Source organism: Acetobacterium wieringae (assembly GCF_001766835.1).
GTDB lineage: Bacteria > Bacillota > Clostridia > Eubacteriales > Eubacteriaceae > Acetobacterium > Acetobacterium wieringae.
In genome coordinates this window covers 46,569-65,557 of sequence record NZ_LKEU01000039.1, presented here as the reverse complement: position 1 = coordinate 65,557, position 18,989 = coordinate 46,569, and the positions used below count along the sequence as shown (strand labels likewise).

Sequence of the window (18,989 nt, the reverse complement as noted above, 5' to 3'; positions counted from 1 at the left end):
AACAGGTAAGATTAATATCGAAAACAGCTACAAATATAAATTACTGGAGGGTATCATATGAATTCAAATTTTAGTTGTAAAACCTGTGCAAGTGCGGATCAAAAACTGGAAAACTTTATTTCCAATCTCAGCGTGGATACATCGCATCATCGGATGGAGGGGCAAAGTGTCAAATGTGGTTTCGGGCTACAGGGGATCTGTTGCCGGCTTTGTTCAAATGGGCCATGTCGAATCACACCAGACGGACCCAAAGGGGTTTGTGGTGCAACGGCTGATACCATTGTAGCCCGTAATTTCCTGCGAGCGGTTTCAGCCGGGTCGGGATGTTATATACACATCGTTGAAAACACAGCTTTGTTGCTCAAAAAGACCGCTGCCAGCAAAGGGGTATTAAAAGGCAAGGTTGCCCTGGCCAAATTGGCAGAAATTTTTGAAGTGGATGAAGCCGATGAGCACGTCTGTGCTGAAAAGATTGCGGATCTGGTCTTAGCTGATTTATATAAACCTGACTACATCAAAATGGAACTGGTTGAAAAAATGGCTTATAAACCCCGGTTTGATCGGTGGAAAGAGTTGGGTATTCTGCCAGGCGGGGCAAAATCGGAAGTGTTTGCCGGGGTTGTCAAAACGTCTACCAATCTCAATTCAGATCCCGTCGATATGTATCTTAACTGCTTGAAGCTGGGTATTTCCACCGGTCTCTATGGTTTAACACTGACGAATCTGCTAAATGATGTGATGCTCGGAGAACCTTCCATCCGTTTGGCGCCAGTGGGCTTACGGGTTATTGATACCGACTATATCAATATCATGATCACGGGTCATCAGCACTCAATGTTTGCCTATTTACAGGAGCGGTTGATTCAGGGGGATGTCATTGAAAAGGCCAAAGCTGTTGGGGCCAAAGGGTTCAAACTGGTTGGTTGTACCTGTGTCGGTCAAGATCTACAATTGCGCGGCGAACATTATAAAGAAGTCTTCAACGGTCATGCCGGTAACAATTTTACCAGTGAAGCGATTCTTGCTACTGGCGCTATTGATGCGGTGTTATCCGAATTCAACTGTACCTTACCGGGGATTGAACCGATCTGTGACGAATTAAAAATCAAACAAATCTGCTTAGACGATGTTTCCAAAAAAGCTAACGCTGAAATGAAACCCTTTGTTTTTGAAGAAAAAGAAAGCCAGAGTAATGAAATTATCGATTCCGTAATCGAAGCGTATCAGGCCAGACGGGGAGTGGTTGCCTTGAATCTGGATGCCGAACACGGCAATGATGATACGTTAACCGGCGTCAGCGAAGGCTCCTTGAAATCATTGCTGGGGGGAACCTGGAAACCGCTGATTGACTTAATTGTCAAAGGTGAAATTAAAGGGATTGCCGGGGTAGTCGGATGTTCCAGTTTAACGGCTGGCGGTCATGACGTGCTGACGGTCAATCTGGTTAAAGAATTGATCGCCAAAGATATTCTGGTTTTATCGGCTGGATGTTCATCCGGCGGGTTGGAAAATGTCGGTTTAATGTCCCCTTCAGCGGCGTCTCTGGCTGGACCAAAGCTGCGGGCCGTCTGTGAAAGCCTGGGAATTCCGCCGGTTTTAAACTTTGGTCCCTGTCTGGCGATTGGTCGACTGGAACTGGTTGCCACTGAACTGGCCGAAGCCATCGGCGTTGATCTGCCACAATTGCCGTTGGTTTTATCAGCGCCGCAATGGCTGGAAGAACAAGCACTGGCTGATGGCGCCTTTGGTTTAGCCCTTGGTCTGCCACTGCATTTGGGTTTACCACCGTTTGTAACCGGCAGCCCGGTGGCGGTACAGGTATTTACTCAGGACATGTTAAGCCTCACTGGTGGACAATTGATCATTGATGACAATGCCCAGTCAGCCGCCCAAACTTTGGATGCCATCATTGAAAAGAAACGTCAGGAATTAAACATCTAAGGAGGTGTAATCATGAAACGAATCATCATTGATCGTGAAAAATGCGATGGCTGCCTGAACTGCAATATTGCCTGTATCAGCGCCCATGAAGAAGGCAGTAATTTTTACACCGTCAACCTGCAAAGTCCTGATGCCGAAACCCGGAATTTTATCAAGTTCGATGCCGGGAAGGGTTATCTGCCAATTTTCTGTCGTCACTGTGACGAGCCGGAATGTGTGCTCTCCTGTATGAGTGGAGCGCTGGAAAAGGATCCGGTTAGCGGCCATGTGCAGTATGATGAAAACAAATGTGCTGCCTGTTATATGTGTGTGATGAACTGCCCTTTTGGGGTGTTAAAGCCAGATAAAAAAACCCGGACCAAGGTCATAAAATGTGATTTCTGCGATGATAAGCCGGATGGACCCAGTTGTGTCAAAGCCTGTCCCAAACAAGCCATCGTTGTGAAAGAGGTAAACCTATGAAAATTGTAATCATCGGAGCCAGTGCAGCTGGCATCAGTGCAGCCAAAACCATTAATGTCTCAGAGCCGGAAACAGAAGTCGTCATTATTTCCAGGGAAGATAGTGTTCATTCCCGTTGTATGCTGCATAAATTTCTGGGACATCAACGGGATGCCAAAGGAATCAGCTTTATTGCCGATGATTTCTTTGAGACAGCAGGAATAACATGGCTTAATAACACCACGGTGATCAGCCTGGATCCTGACAAAAAAACCGTAACAACCCATGACAATCAGACAATCAGTTATGACAAATTACTGATTGCCACCGGAGCGGGCTACTTTATTCCGCCGATCCCGGGACTGCGGGAATCAAAAAATGTCTATGGCTTCCGGGACTTAATCGATGCAAAACTTTTAGACCGGGAATGTCAAACAGCTAAAAATGCGGTGGTTATCGGTGCCGGTCTGGTGGGGATGGACGCTGCTGTGGCTTTATTGGAACGGGGATTAAATGTCACCGTCATTGAAATGACTAAGGACGTAATGAGTTTACAGCTTGATCATCAGGCTGCTGCGGCCTATCAGAAGCTGTTTAAAGAAGCTGGCGCCGAGTTTATCTTGGAAGACAAGGTTGTTTCGGTGGATGTCAATGATGTCGGTCGTGGCACAACAATCCATTTGGCCAGTGGCAAAGCGGTTCCTGCCGATGTCATTGTGATTGCAGCTGGAGTGCGCCCTGCCTTTAATTTTACGCAGGGATCCGGGATAAAAACCAACCAGGCGATTCTGGTCGGCGATGATCTTAAGACTAATATCGACGATATTTATGCCGCTGGAGATGTTACCGGGATTGCCGGGATCTGGCCAAATGCCATGAAACAGGGACGCATCGCTGCAATCAACATGCTGGGTGAAAAACTCTTATACGAAGACCGCTACGCCCTTAAAAACACCGTTAATTTCTATGGGCTGACAACCTTATCGTTGGGGAACATTAATCCGGAACCGGAAGAAAACTGTGAGATCTTCATCCGGGAAGACCGCCACAATTATCAGAAAGTGGTGCTAAAAAATGGCATCGTCCAGGGCGTAATCATGCAGGGCGATATTGGTGGAACGGGTTTCTGGCAATATCTGATCAAAAATAAAATTGATGTTTCCGACAAAAACAAAGATGTCTTTGGTTTAAGCTTCGCTGATTTTTACGATCTCGATCAACAAACCGGTGAATACAAATATGCGGTCTAAAAAGCATCGCAAGCAAAATACTTAAGACCGCAGATCGCCTCTTTTCATTTTATTTCATTTGGTGTATACTACATTGAAATGAAAATTATCAGAAATATTTGGAGGAAATAATGTCAGAAACAGTAAATCCAATTGTTAAAATTGAAATGGAAAATGGCCAGACCATGGAAGTGGAACTGTATCCCGAAGTTGCCCCGATCACCGTTGAAAACTTTTTAACCCTGGTCAATGATGGGTTCTATAATGGCTTAATTTTTCATCGGGTCATTCCCGGTTTTATGATTCAGGGCGGATGCCCCCAGGGTACCGGCATGGGCGGTCCCGGACACACTATTTTAGGTGAGTTTTCCGGCAATGGCGTCGTCAATGACTTAAAACACGTTAAGGGTGTCATCTCGATGGCCCGTTCCGGGATGCCAAATTCGGCCGGTTCACAATTTTTTATCATGGTTGATGATGCACCATTCTTAGATGGTCAGTATGCCGCTTTTGGCAAGGTGATTTCCGGCATTGAAACAGCGGATGCCATTGTGGCGGTGGACCGTGATCGATCCGATAAACCCTATAACGATCAGGTCATCAAAAAAATTGAAGTTGTGTCCTGAATTATATTTTGAAATCATCCTGCTTTTATGATAAAATAAAATAAAAAGGATGTGAGCGCAATGGCAAAGTATTGTCCCAAATGTTACGCCGGGATCAGTTCCGAAGATGTAGTTTGTGGTAACTGTGGTAATGTTTTGAAGGAAAATCCTGGTGAAGTTGAAGATTTCACGGCAGGCGTTTTCGACAATGAAAATCTTTCTCATGATGTTTCCGGAAAAGAGATTCCTGGGGATACCCCGGATGAAGAGAGCTTATCGCAAGAAATTGTTGCCGATGAAATCATTGCTGATGGTATTGTCGAGGAAACGGTTATTATCTCAGAAACCATCACAACGACACCCCCAGAATCGACGCAAAGTGGATCATCCTATCAGGCTCCACCAAGATCTCAGGCAGTTCCGGATAATGCCGAAGCCCCGATGACACTTGGTGACTGGATGCTGACCCTGCTGCTCTTGTATATTCCGATTGTCAATATCGTGATGCTGATTATCTGGAGCGTTGATTCAAAAACTGCAGCCACGAAAAAACACTTTGCCTGGGCAACCTTGATCTTTATGGGCATCGGGATTGTCCTCTCGATTATCTTCTCCAGCATCGTAATGGCCATTGTCGCATCGATGATGCAGTCGATGTATTATTACTAAAATTCACACCGAAAAAGAAAAGAACCGTCAGCTGACGGTTCTTTTTACGTTCATGATACTTTTAATAATCAACCGGGTCTTCGACACAACTGATAATGGCGTTTTTAAAGGCTTCACAGGCAGTCCGGCAATTAGCCTGGGTACCCGTCAGGATGGCGCCACTGAGGTTTGAATTGGTCGGTGGTCCGAAAAATTTTACCACTTCCACATCGGCAACGGTCAAGGCTTCATCGATACCAACAACCCCTTCCAGGGCCGGAGCAAACAGAAAAGCAATCGAAGAGCCCATCGGCAAACCGTAGGTTTTCGAAAAATACTTACCGATCTTGGGAACCAACTGGGCATAAATCAGGTTACTGTCATCTTCATTAACGCTGTAAACACTGGCTTTATTCTCGGCGTAGTCACGAATATAGCGCAGTCCATTTTCAACGTCAGAGATGGTCGGGCCAGTAATGACGCCAAATACCTGACCGTCATTGAGACCGGCGCCAGCTCCGTAAAGGGTTTTTACGTAGGCAACCTCAACATTGGAGTTTTTAGTGGCTTCGTCAGCTGCGCAGTAGCCAACACCATCATATTGGGTGGTAAAAATCCCGATGTCAATACAACCCTCCGGCAATTCAAATTCCTCCAACATGATGTCTTCAACAGCGGTAAGCAATTTACTATAAACAAGTTCGCATTTAATTCGATCTCCAGTCATGGCATCATCTCCTTTTGTGAATTCTGTGAAAATTTACTTATTAACTATAATAGCATTTATTTTGTTCTGGAACAATAAAAAAAAAGCAGAACTACGGGTAGTTATCTGCTTTTTGAGGCTGCTTGGATGATCAGGCATTGATCATTTGGTCATACTTTCAATGGCGCCGTATTTGCGGAACCTTTGATAGCGGTTGTTGATCAATTGATCGCGATCGAGAGCCTGGTTTTTTTGAAAACATTTATATAATCCGATTTTTAATTCCCGATAGACGTTTTTGAAATCACGATGGTTCTCCGAGATAATCTTATCGATAACCTGGAGCTCCAGTAAATCATGAGCAGTCAACTTTAGGCAATTAGCCGCATCTTTGGTTTTGGAAGCGTCTTTCCAGAGAATACTGGCACAGCCTTCCGGTGAGATCACCGAATAGATGGCATTTTCCAGCATCCAGACCTCGTCGGCCACTCCCAGGGCCAAAGCGCCACCACTACCACCTTCGCCAATCACAACCGACAGAATCGGAACCTTTAGGCTCATCATCTCCATCAGATTATTGGCAATGGCTAGTCCCTGGCCCCGTTCTTCGGCGCCGATTCCACAAAAGGCACCGGAGGTGTCAATCAGACAAACAATCGGGCGATTGAATTTTTCGGCCAGTTTCATCTGCCGTAGGGCCTTGCGGTAACCTTCCGGATGAGCGGAGCCAAAGTTACGCTTGACCCGGGATTTGGTGTTCTGACCCCGTTCCTGGGCAATGACGGTTACGGGCATGTCCATCAGGTGACCCAGACCGCAAATTACTGCCGGGTCGTCACCAAAACAGCGGTCGCCATGCAGTTCAATAAAATCGGTAAAGAGATTGTCAATAAAATCCTGTCCAGTCGGACGGGTCTTTTTCCGGGCCAGGGCAACCCGTTTATATGCTTCCATTTTGATCACCACCTTTGGGAATCCCGTGAAGGGTTAATAATTGTGTCAGGGTTTCTTTTTGGGTGCTGCGGGGAACAATCGCATCGACAAAGCCTTTTTCCAGTAAAAACTCGGCCCGTTGAAAACCTTTGGGTAAACGCTGACGAATGGTCTGCTCAATCACCCGGGGGCCAGCAAAGGCAATTAAGGCTTCTGGTTCAGCCAGAATAATATCGCCTTCCATGGCGAAGCTGGCAGTGACACCGCCAGTGGTTGGGTCGGTGAGGATGGTCAGGTAAAGCAGACCGGCATCACTGTGTCGTTTGACGGCACCGCTGGTTTTAGCCATTTGCATCAGTGCCAGCATCCCTTCCTGCATCCGGGCGCCACCGGAAACGGTGTAGCCAATCACCGGGAGCTGGTGTTTTAGGGCGTATTCAAAGATTAACGTGATCTTCTCTCCGACAACCTGTCCCATACTGCCCATCATAAAGGTGGCTTCCATAACGAATAGAGCTACCTTCCGATTGTCAATTTTTCCGGTGCCAATAATGACTCCTTCGTTTTCGTGGCTGAAAAGGGCGGCCTGCTCCAGTTTTTCATCGTATCCGGGAAAACCCAGACGATTGGTTGAGGACAGCTCATGATACTGCTCCACAAAGGTATCCTGATCAATAATCATATTCAGGCGTTGGCGGGCATTGATCCGAAAATGATGTCCGCACTTGGGGCAGACGTGGAAGTTGCTTTCTAAATCGGAGGTGAAGCTCAACTGCTTGCAGGATGGACAGCTTCGGCATAATTCCGAGGGAATCGCCGGATCGGTTTTACGCTTGATTCGGTGCTGGGCTTCCAGTTCATTTTTCGGTTTTTTAAATAGACCTTTACTAAGCATTTAAACCCTCCATTTTTATTCCGGCAAAGTCTTGCCAAATTCATTTTCCATAAAATCAGTAAAGTAATCGCCCGCAATAAATAAGGGGTGACTAAGAATATCCAACTGCACCTGGCTGGTGTGGTCAATTCCTTCAATCACCAGCTCACACAGGGCGGCTTTCATTTTGCGGATCGTCAGCTCCCTGGTTTTAGAGTGGACAATCAGTTTACCAACCATCGAATCATAATAGGGCGGAATCGCATAGCCCTGATAGAGCAGGGTGTCGAAACGCACCCAGGGGCCACCGGGTACATGAAGAAAGTTGATGGTGCCGCAGTTGGGCCTGAAATCGAGCAGGGGATTTTCGGCATTGATTCGGCATTCGATGGCGTGGCCCTGAATATGGACATCCTCCTGACCAAAGGTCAGAGGTAATCCAGCCGCAATCCGGATCTGCCATTTGACAATATCCACCCCGGTCACCATTTCGGTAATTGGATGTTCGACCTGCAACCGGGTGTTCATTTCCATAAAGTAAAAATGACCCTGCGCATCCATTAAAAATTCGATGGTACCGGCATTTTCATAGCCAATGGCCAGCGCCGCCTGGCGGGAAACTTCCATCATTGCCATGCGGATTTCTGGGGTCAGGGAAGGGGAAGGGCTTTCTTCCAGCAACTTCTGATTCTTGCGTTGCACCGAGCACTCCCGTTCACCCAGTGCCACCACATGCTGATGCTGATCGCAAAGTAATTGAATTTCGATGTGCTTGACTCGGGTTAAAAACTTTTCCAGATAAACCCCATCGTCATTAAAAGCATTTTGGGCTTCCTGCCGGGCCAGCGAATATTCGTTTAAGAAATCCTCGGATCGTTCCACCAGTCGGATGCCTTTACCACCACCGCCAGACCGGGCCTTGACTAATAATGGATAGCCAATTTCATCGGCTTTGCGATGGGCTTCATCGGGATCACTTATAATATCGGTACCAGGGACAATGGGAACGCCAGCGGCCGCCATGGTGGCCCGGGCCTGATCCTTATCGCCCATTTTTGAAATGATTTCCCAGCTCGGTCCGATAAAGGCAATCCCGCATTGGGCGCAGAGCCGGGCGAACTTGGGATTTTCCGATAACAGTCCGTAACCGGGGTGGATGGCTTCCGCCCCGGTTAATACGGCCGCCGATAAAATTGCCGAAATATTCAGATAGGAGTCTGTCACAGCTGCCGGGCCAATACAAATACTTTCATCGGCTAGGCTGACGTGAAGGCTGTTTTCATCTGCAGTGGAAAAGACGGCCACAGTGGCAACGCCCATTTCCTTACAGGCACGGATAATCCGCAACGCAATTTCGCCCCGATTGGCAATCAGTATCTTTGAAAACATCGGAAGCCTCCTTACTCAATCAGGGCAAACGAAAATTCTCCGACTACCGCCACCTTGCCGTTTACTGATCCCGAACCGCTGGCAAAATAAAACGGCGGTTTGGATTTTGTCAAACTGCAGGTAATTTCAATGGTATCGCCAACGCGAACTTTTTCTTTGAATTTTACTTTATTCAGACCAGTAAAGTAGGGGGTTTTGTTGGCACCTTCTAACTCAGCCAATAAGACACAGCTGGTCTGAGCCATAATTTCGCAGAGGATGACCCCTGGTACGACCGGGTTACCGGGAAAATGGCCCTGTAAAAAAAACTCATCGCCGGTAACCGTGTAGCGACCGGTGGCGGTGGTGTCATCTATTTTTTTAGCCTCGTCAATCAGCAGCATCGGCTCACGGTGAGGCAGGATCTTCTTTAATTCATCACGTTTCATTCTGATTTCCTTCTGAATTTTATCAAAAATTCGCTTTTATAAATTGTTTGATCACAACAAGATTTAACCGTACCGAGTGAGATCAGTACGGTATCGATTTTACGTTAAAATATTAGTCCTCTACAATGCGATAGAGTACCTGTCCGAATTCCACGACCTGGCCGTTGCTGACGCAAACTTCCATAATGGTGCCGGCGGTTTCGGCGGTAATTTCGTTCATCAGCTTCATCGCTTCAATGATACATAGGGTATCACCATCGGCAAAGTGTTGTCCCTTGGTCACATAGGGCGGCTTCCCGGGTTGACTGCTTTGGTAAAAAACACCCACCATCGGGGATTTAATTTCTTTCCACTCGGCATTGTTAGAGACTTCAGGAGTTTCGGCTATCACAGGCAGATCTTGTGGGGGCTGTGGCGCAGTGATCGTTATTTGTGGTTCACAAGAAGTTGCTTCTCCTGTGAAAGTCAAACCGCTTTCCCGTTTCATTTCGATTTTCAGGTTGCCCTGATCAAGAGCCAGACTGGTCAGTTTTTCGGCCGACATGATTTTCGCCAGGGCTTGAATGGTTTCAGTCGTTAATTCCATTACTTATTCTCCTCTACTTAACAAATGCCAGACACGCATTGTGACCACCAAATCCAAGGGAAATCGACAGGGCGATATCACTTTCTACTGCCCGTTTCTGATTGGGAACATAATCCAGGTCACAGTCCGGGTCAGCTTCCTGATAGCCAATGGTGGGGGGAATAATGCCGTCTTTTAAAGCCAACACTGAGGCAATCGCTTCGATGGCACCGGCAGCGCCTAACATATGTCCAGTCATTGATTTGGTCGAGCTGACCAGGGTGCGGCTGATATGCTCACCCAGGGCATTTTTAATGGCAATGGTTTCTGATTTATCGTTAAGGGGGGTACTGGTACCGTGGGCATTGACATAGATCTGAACTTCTTCGAAACTGACACCGCTCCGGGTTGCTTCGTCCATCGCCAGATGGATGGCCCGGGTTCCGCCGATGGCGTCAGGGTGGGGGGCTGTAATATGGTAGGCGTCACAGGTATTGCCGTAGCCGACAATTTCGCCATAAATTTTAGCGCCCCGGTTCAGGGCCGATTCCCTTTCTTCCAGCACCAGGGCACCAGCGCCTTCGCTCATGACAAAACCGCTGCGATTCTTATCAAAGGGAATCGAGGCCCGGGCCGGGTCGTTAACGGTTGTTAACGCCGTTAAATTTGTGAAACCGGCCACTGATAGTGGCGAAATACTGGCTTCGGTACCGCCAGCAATAATCGCATCAGCATAACCGTGTTTGATACTGCGAAAGGCTTCACCGATTGAATGGGTGCCAGTGGCGCAGGCCGTAACAATTGGCAAGCAGGGTCCCTGCGCATTATAGCGAATGGCAATGGTGCCAGCAGCGATGTTTGAAATCATCATCGGGATAAAGAAGGGTGAAATCCGACTGGGACCTTTTTCATCCATTTTGTGGCATTCATCAATAAAGGTATGAATACCACCGATGCCGGAACCGATAAAAACACCCAGTCGGCTGGGATCGACATGAGCCTGGACACCGCTGTCTTCCATCGCCTGAACAGCCGCACCAATGCCGTATTGGGTAAATAGATCGGTTTTGCGGATTTCACTTTTTTTAATATAATCAAGGGGTTCAAAATCATGAACCTCACCTGCAATTTTCACTTTTAAGTCGGTGGTATCAAACTTTTTAATAAAGTCGATGCCGCATTTTCCGTTTGTCAGGTTTTCCCAAAAACGTTCTACAGTGCTACCCACTGGAGAAACGGCACCGCATCCTGTTATAACAACTCGTCGATTCATAAATTACTCCTAAATATAGAGACCGCCATCAACTTTAATGACTTCTCCTGTAATATAGCCGGATAAATCGCTACTTAAATAAACGCAGAGATTGGCAATGTCATCAGCCTGTCCCAAACGTTTTAAGGGAATTTGTTTGAGTATATCTGTCTTTATTTCGGGTTTTAATGCCTTAGTCATATCGGTATCAATAAAACCGGGGGCAATGGCATTACAGGTAACTCCCCGCAGCGCCATTTCTTTGGCAGCTGACTTGGTCAGGCCGATCAGTCCAGCTTTGGCAGCGGCGTAATTACATTGGCCGACGTTACCCATCAGACCGGAAACTGAAGAAATATTGATAATTCGCCCTTTACGCTGCTTAAGCAGGTAGGCCCCGACGTGTTTGGTCATGTTAAAAGCGCCTTTTAAGTTGGTGTTGATGACGCTGTCAAAATCTTCTTCTTTCATGGCGATTAATAACTTATCATTCGTAATACCGGCATTGTTCACCAGGATGTCCAAGCCGCCAAAATCGTTAATAATTTGAGCAACCAGTTCTTTAGTGGCACTGAAGTCAGCGACATCACATTGATAGCTTCTGGCCTGAACACCAAAAGCCAGCAATTCCGCAATGGTAGCTTCAGCATTTATTTGACTACCGCGGTAGATAATGGCGACATTTCCATGGGCTTCAGCAATTTTCAGGGCGATCGCCCGGCCAATTCCTTTGGCACCACCAGTGATGAGTGCAGTTTTTCCTGTTAGCATGTAAAAGTCCATTCCTTTCCAGCGTTTTTAGCTTCCAGATAATCGGTCAACAGGGTTTCAACGTGATGACAGGTTACTGATTTGTCAATTTTTTTTAGGAATCCGCCCAGGGTTTTGCCGGGGCCACATTCAATAAAGGTAGTAAATCCATCGGCGATCATATTGCGCATGGTTTGTTCCCATAATACGGGATGATTGATCTGGTGCAGAATGTAGGACCGGATATCCACCGGCGCATCAGGGTAGGGCTTGGCATAGGCGTTGGAATAGAGGGGAATTGACGCTTCAGTGAAGGTCAATTCATAGATCCGCTTTTCAAGCAGTTTAGTGGCATAGGTCATAAAAGGCGAGTGAAAACCGCCAGACAGGGTCAGGGGAATACCCCGGCCGCCCAGCTCTTTAACCCGGGTTAAAAACAATTCCTGATCGGCTTTTAAAAGTGCGACAACCAGCTGCCCGGGACAATTATAGTTAACCGGGTAACACTGGTTGAATTCCTTGCAGAGTGCTTCCACTTTGGGATTTTCAAGTTTTAAAACCGCTACCATGGTTGCAGGCGTCATCTGTGCGGCCTCTTCCATCGCCCGGCCACGCTTTTTAACAAACTTTAAACCATCGTCCATTGACAGAACTCCGGCGGCTACCAATCCGGTTACTTCCCCCAGCGAGAATCCAGCGATTCCCTGGGCTTCAACGCCAACACATTGCAAAGCAGCCAGGGCTGCCAATTCGACAGCAAAAATACAGGGTTGGGTGTTTTCGGTTTGATTGAGGGCTTCGGAAGGCCCTTCAAAACAGAGGGCAGTGGTGCCCTGATGAACGGCATTAACTTGGTCAAAAATCGTTCGCGAAGACACGCAGTGTTCGTAGAGGGGTTTGCCCATACCAACATACTGAGATCCCTGACCCGGGAAAAGCAGTGCTATTTTACCCATTGTAAGCCTCCTTTTAATACTGTTTCGGTTTCTTTGGCCAGTGTTAAGATGATTTCCTTCACGCTTTGTTTTTCTTTTATCATGCCGGCAATCTGGCCAGCCATGAAGCAACCTTTTTGAGAATCACCTTCCTGAGCGGCAATGCGAAGGGCACCCCGACCGTATTCTTCCAGAGCTTCTGGTGGCGCAGTTGGGTCATTTTCCAATTTTATGAAATCTTTTGAGAAGGTTGTTTTCAGAGATCGGACCGGATGACCCAATGTTCGTCCACTGAGGATGGTGTCAATATCTTTGGCTTTAATAATTTTATCTTTATAATTTTCATGGATGTTGGTTTCTTGGGCGACTAAGAATCGGGTGCCCAGTTGAACGCCCACGGCCCCCAGCATCAGCGCTGCAGCGATCCCCCGGCCATCACCGATACCACCGGCAGCGATGACCGGAATTGAAACTGCGTCACAGACCTGGGGAATCAATGGCATGGTGGCCATTTCGCCGACATGTCCGCCGGATTCACCACCTTCGGCAATTACGGCGGTGGCGCCTGCCCGCTCGGAAAACCGTGCCAACCCGGTGGAAGGCACGACAGGAATCACTTTAATACCGGCTTCAATCCACATTTTCATAAATTTTCCGGGATTGCCGGCTCCGGTAGTAACCACCGGAACCTTTTCATCAATCAGTACCTGGGCAATTTTATCGACATGGGGGTTCATCAGCATGACATTGACCCCAAAAGGTTTATCCGTCAAGCTTTTTACTTTGATAATTTCGGTGCGGAGCCAATTTTCATCGGCGTTCATTGACGAAATAATCCCTAAACCACCTGCATTTGACACGGCAGCCGCAAGCTGAGCATCGGATATCCACGCCATTCCTCCTTGAAGAATGGGAAATTCAATGTTTAATAGATCGCAGAGTGGTGTTTTAATCATCCTATTTCACCTAAGCGATTGCTTTTTCGATCAGCTCTACCACATCACCAATCGTTGTCAGTTCGCCATCCATTTCAATGCTGGTATCAAAGGCTTCTTCGATTTCCATAACCAGTTCTACCGTATCCAGTGAGTCCAGTTCCAGTTCTTCGAAGGTTGAATCCATTGTTACTTCCAGATCCTGTTCATCTTTGTAATTCCGTAAAATTTCCACTACTTTTTCTAATACCATTTGATTAATCCTCCTAAGATTATAAAATAAATTTTTACTTGAGATTGGTTTAGTTGCTTTAGTAATTATAATTGTTAGCAGACCCTATCAGGCCCATTCAATTACACAGGCGCCAGTTGTCAGTCCGCCACCAAAAGCGGTTAAGGCAATTCGGGTACCGGATTTGAATAAACCATTGCGGTTTAGTTCATCCAATACCAGAGGAATACTGGCTGCAGAAGTATTGCCGCAGCCGTCGACCCGCAGAACAAATTTGTCGATTGATAACTTCAGGCGTTTGGCCGCCCCTTCGATAATCCGCTGGTTGGCCTGATGGGGAATAATATAATCAAGATCAGCAAGAGCAATACCGGCTTTTTGTGTCACCGAGCGTAAATCACTGCAGATGGCAGCTACCGCAAAGCGATAAACCTCTGGCCCATCCATCAGCAGATAGGGGGCTGGATGGGGTTGTCCTGTGGTCAGGGGATGGTTACCCTTGGGCCAAGGAATACTTAAGGCATGCTGATTTCCGACGGCAGTCAGTTGGATCGCTTTGAGGCTGTCGCCGCTGGTCAGCACCGTCGCACCGGCACCATCGCCAAAAAGAACGGCGGTAGCCCGATCCTGCCAGTCCACCAGTTTGGACATCGCATCCACCGCAATGACTAAAATTTTCATGTCACCATTGCGGGAAAAATAGGCATCAGCCACGTCCAGCCCATAGACAAAGCCAGAACAGGCCGCATTAAGGTCAAAACTGGGGCAGGTCGCACCAAGTTGTTCCTGAATCAGGCAGGCCAGAGAAGGAGTGACAGTATCACCGCCAAGGGTGGGGCAGATAATCAGATCGAGCTCAGCTGGTTTGATTTGGGCGTTTGCCAGAGCGTTCACACTGGCTTCCAGAGCGATATCCAAAATGGACTCATCGACACAAATATGCCTGGCTTCAATGCCAGTTCGAGAAACGATCCACTCATGGGACGTATCTAGAAACTGGGCGAGGTCTTCGTTGGTCTGAATTGTTTTGGGCAACGCAGAACCGGTTCCGATAATTGTAAAGGACATTTGTTCCTCCAAACATCAAGGCGCAGACGACTCATCTTCGTCAGCGAGTCTTGATAATTTTTTTCTGAAAAAACCATTTAATTTTTCCATGCCATGAATTAAAACTTCTTTTTCTTCATCAGTCATTTCTTTAGAAATATCTTTCACCATCTTTACATGAAAATACTGGTGAATTTTATCGATTCGCAAGCCCTTGTCGGTAAGACGGACGTAAACAACTCGTCCATCGGTATTGCTTTTTTCTTTTTTTACATACCCCTTCTTGGCCAGTTTATTAATGGCTACTGTTACTGAGGGGAGGGTAATGTTTAGACTTTGGGCAAGATCACTTATGGTTCTTCCATCATTTGTATTTTTTCCCACATGCTCAATCAGATGCATTTCATTGATTGATAAATCAATATTTGTCGATTGCTTGAGTAAATCCTCTTCAAACTTTAAAATATTATTGAATGTATCAACCAGAACGGCGTTGAGTTGGGAAGAAAAAGAGTCCAAAGGGTCACCTCCATATTTATTAGATTGTCTAACTAATTATAGCGCTAAAAAAATATTTGTCAAGAAAAGCTCTGGCTCTGGACAGTTTCTTAGAAGCTCTTAAGACTTTACAGCTCTCTAAAAACGACTTTTTAACCAAGCTCACTGGTTAATTCGTACATTAAGGCTTCCACGGTAGTGATTTCTGAGATCTTATAGGCGTTGGCCCCGGAAAAAACATAGCCGTTATCGAGATCACCTTTTCTACCGGCAATCAGTGCCAAACCAATACAGTAGGGTGCCGTTTTATAGTCACAACTCTTGATGCAGTTAATGGGACAGTTTTTGGGGTGCCGCAATCCAGCTTTGACTTCTTCCAGAAAGCGGTTGTGAATGGCCCGGCCTGGCAAACCAGCAGGACTGACAATAATCTCAATGTCGGCTTTGGTTGCTTTAACCATGGCTTCTTTAAAGGCCTGTGAGGCATCACATTCGTCGGTGGTGACGAAGCGGGAACCAATCTGAACGGCATCGGCACCAGCTGCCAGCGTTTCCCGAACATCGGCTGCTGTAGTAATTCCACCACCGGCGATTAGGGGGATGTGTCGTCCAACCAGATCCTCATAGGGTTTGATTTCTTCCAATACGCCGGGAATTAATGCTGGTAGCGCCTGTTCAGCCAACCGCTGGGGAGTCAGATCTTCATTTTTAAAACCTAAATGACCGCCCGCCAGGGGACCTTCCAGAACGATGGCATCGGGAGCAACTTCGTAGTGGCGCCACCAGTGTTTTAAGATCAGCTTGGCTACCCGCTTGGATGAAATAATTGGAGCAATCCTGGTTAAGGAATTGCGGGTCAGTTCCGGCAGGGTTAAGGGCAGGCCTGCTCCGGCAAAAATGATATCATATCCGGTTTGCACAGCATCTTTAACCAGTTGTTCGTATTGGGTCAAGGCCACCATAATATTAATTCCAATGGGCCGATTGCCGGATATCGCTTTGGCTCGTTTAAAGTGATCCGTCATTGCTTGTCGATTGGCCAGCTTGGGATTTTTTTTATAGTCAGGGTAATCACTACCCATTTCCACTGCCGATAAAACACCGAGTCCGCCAAGTTTTGAGACATGACCGGCCAGATTAGAAAGCGAAACACCGATCCCCATGCCTCCCTGGACAATCGGTTTGGAAAATTCCAGATTTCCAATATTAAATTGAGTTTTCAAAAAAAAACCTCCTTTGCAATTATTCTTGCGATTGGAGGTAATCATAGCATATTGCGAATTAATCTGTAAAGAAAAAGCTAAATCTCGGTGATTTTTTCCGGGTTATCCCGTTTTGTTTTAAGAAATGCTATTTTTAAAAAGGACCACTTGGTTTCAGCGGTGAGGATGCCCATAAAAATAACCAGACAGCCCAAAAACATCATCAACGTAAAATCCTCGCCAAGGATCATGATCGATAAGAGACTGCCAAAGACCGCTTCAAGACTAAGGATAATGGCGGCATGGGTGGAATTGGTATATTTTTGGGCCATCGTCTGTCCCAAAAATGCCAGGAAGGTACAGAATATCCCCAGATACAAGCCATTGATAAGTCCGGGTATCGGGATTGCCAGGGTAAATTCGCCAGTTAGTAAAACATAGGCTAAGGATACGATTGCCGCAAAACCCAGTTGAATCACTGTCAGAGCAAAAGGATCATGTTCTTTTGAGTAAATCCCCACCACGACAATATGACAGGCGTATAATAAGGCACAGAGCAGGGTAAGGGCATCCCCGGGATTAAAAGAAAAGCCAACCGAAAAATCGATGGTCAACAGGGCCAGCCCCAACAGCATAATAAAGGCAGCTACAAAATTATACTGATCCGGCCGATGTTTTTTAACGGCCCAGTAAATAAAGGGCACCATAATTACATTGGTCGCCGTTAAAAAGGCCTGTTTTCCGGCCAGCATATATTGCAGACCAATCATCTGGGCGGCAAAAGCAGTGAATAGAAAAAAGCCAATCACACAACCGGCCTTAATTGTATCCTTTGAGAGGTTCTTTAAATTTTTCCGAAAAATAAATCCGGATAACAGGGAAGCAACGGCGAATCGGACCGTCATCAACATCATCGGTGACATGGAGTCCAGAGCATTTTTTGACGCAACAAAACCGCTGCCCCAGACAAAAGCCACTGCTACCAGCCCCAGATCAGCAAAGAGTGCTTGTTTTTTTATTTTTTCCATGATGATATCCTTTCTCAGGTTCTGGTTTAATTATAACTAAATTAATCAGAGATGGCAAAAATATTTTGGTTTCCCCGATTAAAATGAGTTATAATAGAGAAGAAATATATAAATCACATAAGGACGAATAAATGAAACTTGTATTGGTTAGACATGTAGAAACTTTTGGAAATGTGGAACATCGCCTCAATGGTCACACCGAATCCGATTATACGCCCCGGGGCGAGGCCATGAAAGAAATTCTGGTGGAAGAACTGATTGCCTTGGATAAGAAACTGTCATTTGATAAAATCTTTGCCAGTCCAACGACCCGGGCTTACAAAATTGCCCAGGCAGTGGGCGCAGTAACCGGGAAAGAGATTCAAGTCGATCACCGCCTCCGTGAATTCAACTTCGGGATCTTTGAAGGAAAAACCCGGGACGAATGCATCGAAATTTTCCAGTCTGAGTGGGATCAATGGATGGCAAATTATATAAATTACAGAGTCCCTCAGGGTCAGAGCCAACGGGAATATCATGATCTTTGCGCCGAATTTTTAACCGAACTGACCGAAGGCGAAACGGTTCTGATGGTGGCTCACGGTGGTACGATCCACGGCATGTTGACCAATATGCTGAATCTGCCGCTGGACTGTAAATGGCATTTTGACATTAAATTGGGCAGCATCACGATGATTGATTATAACCACGGCTTTGGAATGCTATCCCATATGACCACACCACCCTATGATGAACTGATCCCACACCCAACCCCCTTGACGGATGCCAAAAAATCTGCCATGCGGGCGGCTGCACGAGCCGAAGCGAAAGCCAAAGCAGCCCATAAAAAAAAGAAATAATATAAGTCAGAGAGGAACTAAAATGCTTGTAGTCGCTTATGATAACCGTAGTGATTTTGAAATTGATGAAACGGTATTGGAAGAGGTCGAAGATGCAATGGTACGAACGCTCCTTCACCAGCAAATTGAGGTGGAGTGTGAAGTGAGTTTTTCATTTGTCAGCACCTCCGAAATAAGAGATCTGAATCGGGAGTACCGGGATAAAGATTCTGTCACCGATGTCCTGTCCTTTCCGATGTATGAAGATTTCATGAATAATCGGGAGTCAATTATCAAAGACAATCCGTTTTTGCCCTTGTTACTCGGTGATATTGTTATCTGCATCCAGCAGGCAAAAGCCCAGGCCAAAGAATACGGAAATACCCTGACCCGGGAGCTTTCCTATCTGTCGGTGCACAGTGTATTGCACCTGTTGGGTTATGACCATCTGAAAGATGATGAAAAATCGGTGATGCGTCGCATTGAAAAAGAAATTATGGGTGACGACTAAAGCCTTGCTCAATTAGAATCCT

At 46.5% G+C, this 18,989-nt stretch carries 22 protein-coding genes; 7 read left to right on the top strand and 15 right to left on the bottom strand.

The window, feature by feature from the left end; genetic code table 11:
- Nucleotides 1-57: 57 nt before the first annotated feature.
- The 5 genes from cooS (at nucleotide 58) to ACWI_RS18600 (ending at nucleotide 4,885) form a co-directional block, all read left to right on the top strand.
- A complete protein-coding gene (gene cooS, locus ACWI_RS14970) occupies nucleotides 58-1,941 on the top strand; it encodes an anaerobic carbon-monoxide dehydrogenase catalytic subunit (protein ID WP_070372253.1) in 1,884 nt (627 codons plus the stop codon).
- Between the two features lie 12 nt (nucleotides 1,942-1,953).
- The gene (locus tag ACWI_RS14965) at nucleotides 1,954-2,403 is read left to right on the top strand and encodes a 4Fe-4S dicluster domain-containing protein (RefSeq protein ID WP_070372252.1); all 450 of its coding nucleotides are present in this window, start codon (nucleotides 1,954-1,956) and stop codon (nucleotides 2,401-2,403) included.
- Complete coding sequence (locus tag ACWI_RS14960) at nucleotides 2,400-3,632, top strand: NAD(P)/FAD-dependent oxidoreductase (RefSeq protein ID WP_070372251.1); 1,233 nt, start codon at nucleotides 2,400-2,402, stop codon at nucleotides 3,630-3,632. Before ACWI_RS14965 ends, ACWI_RS14960 begins: the two co-directional genes overlap by 4 nt.
- Before the next feature lie 110 nt (nucleotides 3,633-3,742).
- Nucleotides 3,743-4,237 (top strand): peptidylprolyl isomerase, encoded by a 495-nt coding sequence (locus ACWI_RS14955; protein ID WP_070372250.1) that lies wholly within the window; start codon nucleotides 3,743-3,745, stop codon nucleotides 4,235-4,237.
- 60 nt (nucleotides 4,238-4,297) lie between these two features.
- Nucleotides 4,298-4,885, top strand: coding sequence for a zinc ribbon domain-containing protein (locus ACWI_RS18600; RefSeq protein ID WP_084633734.1), 588 nt, complete (start codon nucleotides 4,298-4,300; stop codon nucleotides 4,883-4,885).
- Between the two features lie 61 nt (nucleotides 4,886-4,946).
- On the opposite strand, the gene eutL is transcribed toward ACWI_RS18600, so the two are convergent.
- The 15 genes from eutL to ACWI_RS14875 all read right to left on the bottom strand — a co-directional run bounded on the left by eutL (nucleotide 4,947) and on the right by ACWI_RS14875 (nucleotide 17,638).
- Nucleotides 4,947-5,591, bottom strand: coding sequence for an ethanolamine utilization microcompartment protein EutL (gene eutL, locus ACWI_RS14945; RefSeq protein ID WP_070372249.1), 645 nt, complete (start codon nucleotides 5,589-5,591; stop codon nucleotides 4,947-4,949).
- Between the two features lie 141 nt (nucleotides 5,592-5,732).
- Nucleotides 5,733-6,524 (bottom strand): acetyl-CoA carboxylase carboxyltransferase subunit alpha, encoded by a 792-nt coding sequence (locus ACWI_RS14940; protein WP_070372248.1) that lies wholly within the window; start codon nucleotides 6,522-6,524, stop codon nucleotides 5,733-5,735.
- On the bottom strand, nucleotides 6,511-7,398 hold the full coding sequence (gene accD, locus ACWI_RS14935) for an acetyl-CoA carboxylase, carboxyltransferase subunit beta (protein WP_070372247.1): 888 nt from the start codon (nucleotides 7,396-7,398) through the stop codon (nucleotides 6,511-6,513). The genes ACWI_RS14940 and accD overlap by 14 nt, the downstream gene beginning before the upstream one ends.
- 15 nt (nucleotides 7,399-7,413) lie before the next feature.
- Nucleotides 7,414-8,766, bottom strand: a complete 1,353-nt coding sequence (accC, locus tag ACWI_RS14930) for an acetyl-CoA carboxylase biotin carboxylase subunit (RefSeq protein ID WP_070372246.1) — start codon at nucleotides 8,764-8,766, stop codon at nucleotides 7,414-7,416.
- A gap of 11 nt (nucleotides 8,767-8,777) precedes the next feature.
- Complete coding sequence (fabZ, locus tag ACWI_RS14925; RefSeq protein WP_070372245.1) at nucleotides 8,778-9,194, bottom strand: 3-hydroxyacyl-ACP dehydratase FabZ; 417 nt, start codon at nucleotides 9,192-9,194, stop codon at nucleotides 8,778-8,780.
- 112 nt (nucleotides 9,195-9,306) lie between these two features.
- Nucleotides 9,307-9,780, bottom strand: a complete 474-nt coding sequence (accB, locus tag ACWI_RS14920) for an acetyl-CoA carboxylase biotin carboxyl carrier protein (RefSeq protein WP_070372244.1) — start codon at nucleotides 9,778-9,780, stop codon at nucleotides 9,307-9,309.
- A 13-nt stretch (nucleotides 9,781-9,793) separates the two neighbouring features.
- Entirely contained in the window at nucleotides 9,794-11,032 is a 1,239-nt protein-coding gene (fabF, locus tag ACWI_RS14915; RefSeq protein ID WP_070372243.1) for a beta-ketoacyl-ACP synthase II, read from the bottom strand.
- Between the two features lie 9 nt (nucleotides 11,033-11,041).
- The gene (gene fabG / locus ACWI_RS14910; RefSeq protein WP_070372242.1) at nucleotides 11,042-11,782 is read right to left on the bottom strand and encodes a 3-oxoacyl-[acyl-carrier-protein] reductase; all 741 of its coding nucleotides are present in this window, start codon (nucleotides 11,780-11,782) and stop codon (nucleotides 11,042-11,044) included.
- Nucleotides 11,776-12,717 carry an ACP S-malonyltransferase gene (locus tag ACWI_RS14905; RefSeq protein ID WP_070372241.1) on the bottom strand — a complete coding sequence of 314 codons (942 nt, stop codon included), beginning with the start codon at nucleotides 12,715-12,717 and terminating at the stop codon, nucleotides 11,776-11,778. The genes fabG and ACWI_RS14905 overlap by 7 nt, the downstream gene beginning before the upstream one ends.
- Nucleotides 12,705-13,652, bottom strand: coding sequence for an enoyl-[acyl-carrier-protein] reductase FabK (gene fabK, locus ACWI_RS14900; protein ID WP_070372240.1), 948 nt, complete (start codon nucleotides 13,650-13,652; stop codon nucleotides 12,705-12,707). Before fabK ends, ACWI_RS14905 begins: the two co-directional genes overlap by 13 nt.
- A 10-nt stretch (nucleotides 13,653-13,662) precedes the next feature.
- Nucleotides 13,663-13,884: an acyl carrier protein gene (locus ACWI_RS14895; protein ID WP_070372239.1), complete on the bottom strand. Its 222-nt coding sequence runs from the start codon at nucleotides 13,882-13,884 to the stop codon at nucleotides 13,663-13,665.
- 87 nt (nucleotides 13,885-13,971) lie between these two features.
- A complete protein-coding gene (locus tag ACWI_RS14890) occupies nucleotides 13,972-14,931 on the bottom strand; it encodes a beta-ketoacyl-ACP synthase III (protein WP_070372238.1) in 960 nt (319 codons plus the stop codon).
- 15 nt (nucleotides 14,932-14,946) lie between these two features.
- Nucleotides 14,947-15,429, bottom strand: a complete 483-nt coding sequence (locus tag ACWI_RS14885) for a MarR family winged helix-turn-helix transcriptional regulator (RefSeq protein ID WP_070372237.1) — start codon at nucleotides 15,427-15,429, stop codon at nucleotides 14,947-14,949.
- A gap of 131 nt (nucleotides 15,430-15,560) precedes the next feature.
- The gene (locus tag ACWI_RS14880; protein ID WP_070372236.1) at nucleotides 15,561-16,631 is read right to left on the bottom strand and encodes an NAD(P)H-dependent flavin oxidoreductase; all 1,071 of its coding nucleotides are present in this window, start codon (nucleotides 16,629-16,631) and stop codon (nucleotides 15,561-15,563) included.
- Nucleotides 16,632-16,708: 77 nt separating this feature from the next.
- Entirely contained in the window at nucleotides 16,709-17,638 is a 930-nt protein-coding gene (locus ACWI_RS14875; RefSeq protein ID WP_070372235.1) for a DMT family transporter, read from the bottom strand.
- 131 nt (nucleotides 17,639-17,769) lie between these two features.
- On the opposite strand from ACWI_RS14875, the gene ACWI_RS14870 reads away from it, so the two are divergent.
- Both ACWI_RS14870 and ybeY read left to right on the top strand, forming a co-directional pair.
- Nucleotides 17,770-18,477, top strand: a complete 708-nt coding sequence (locus tag ACWI_RS14870; protein ID WP_070372234.1) for a histidine phosphatase family protein — start codon at nucleotides 17,770-17,772, stop codon at nucleotides 18,475-18,477.
- Nucleotides 18,478-18,499: 22 nt separating this feature from the next.
- Complete coding sequence (gene ybeY / locus ACWI_RS14865; protein ID WP_070372233.1) at nucleotides 18,500-18,967, top strand: rRNA maturation RNase YbeY; 468 nt, start codon at nucleotides 18,500-18,502, stop codon at nucleotides 18,965-18,967.
- The last annotated feature ends 22 nt before the right edge of the window (nucleotides 18,968-18,989 follow it).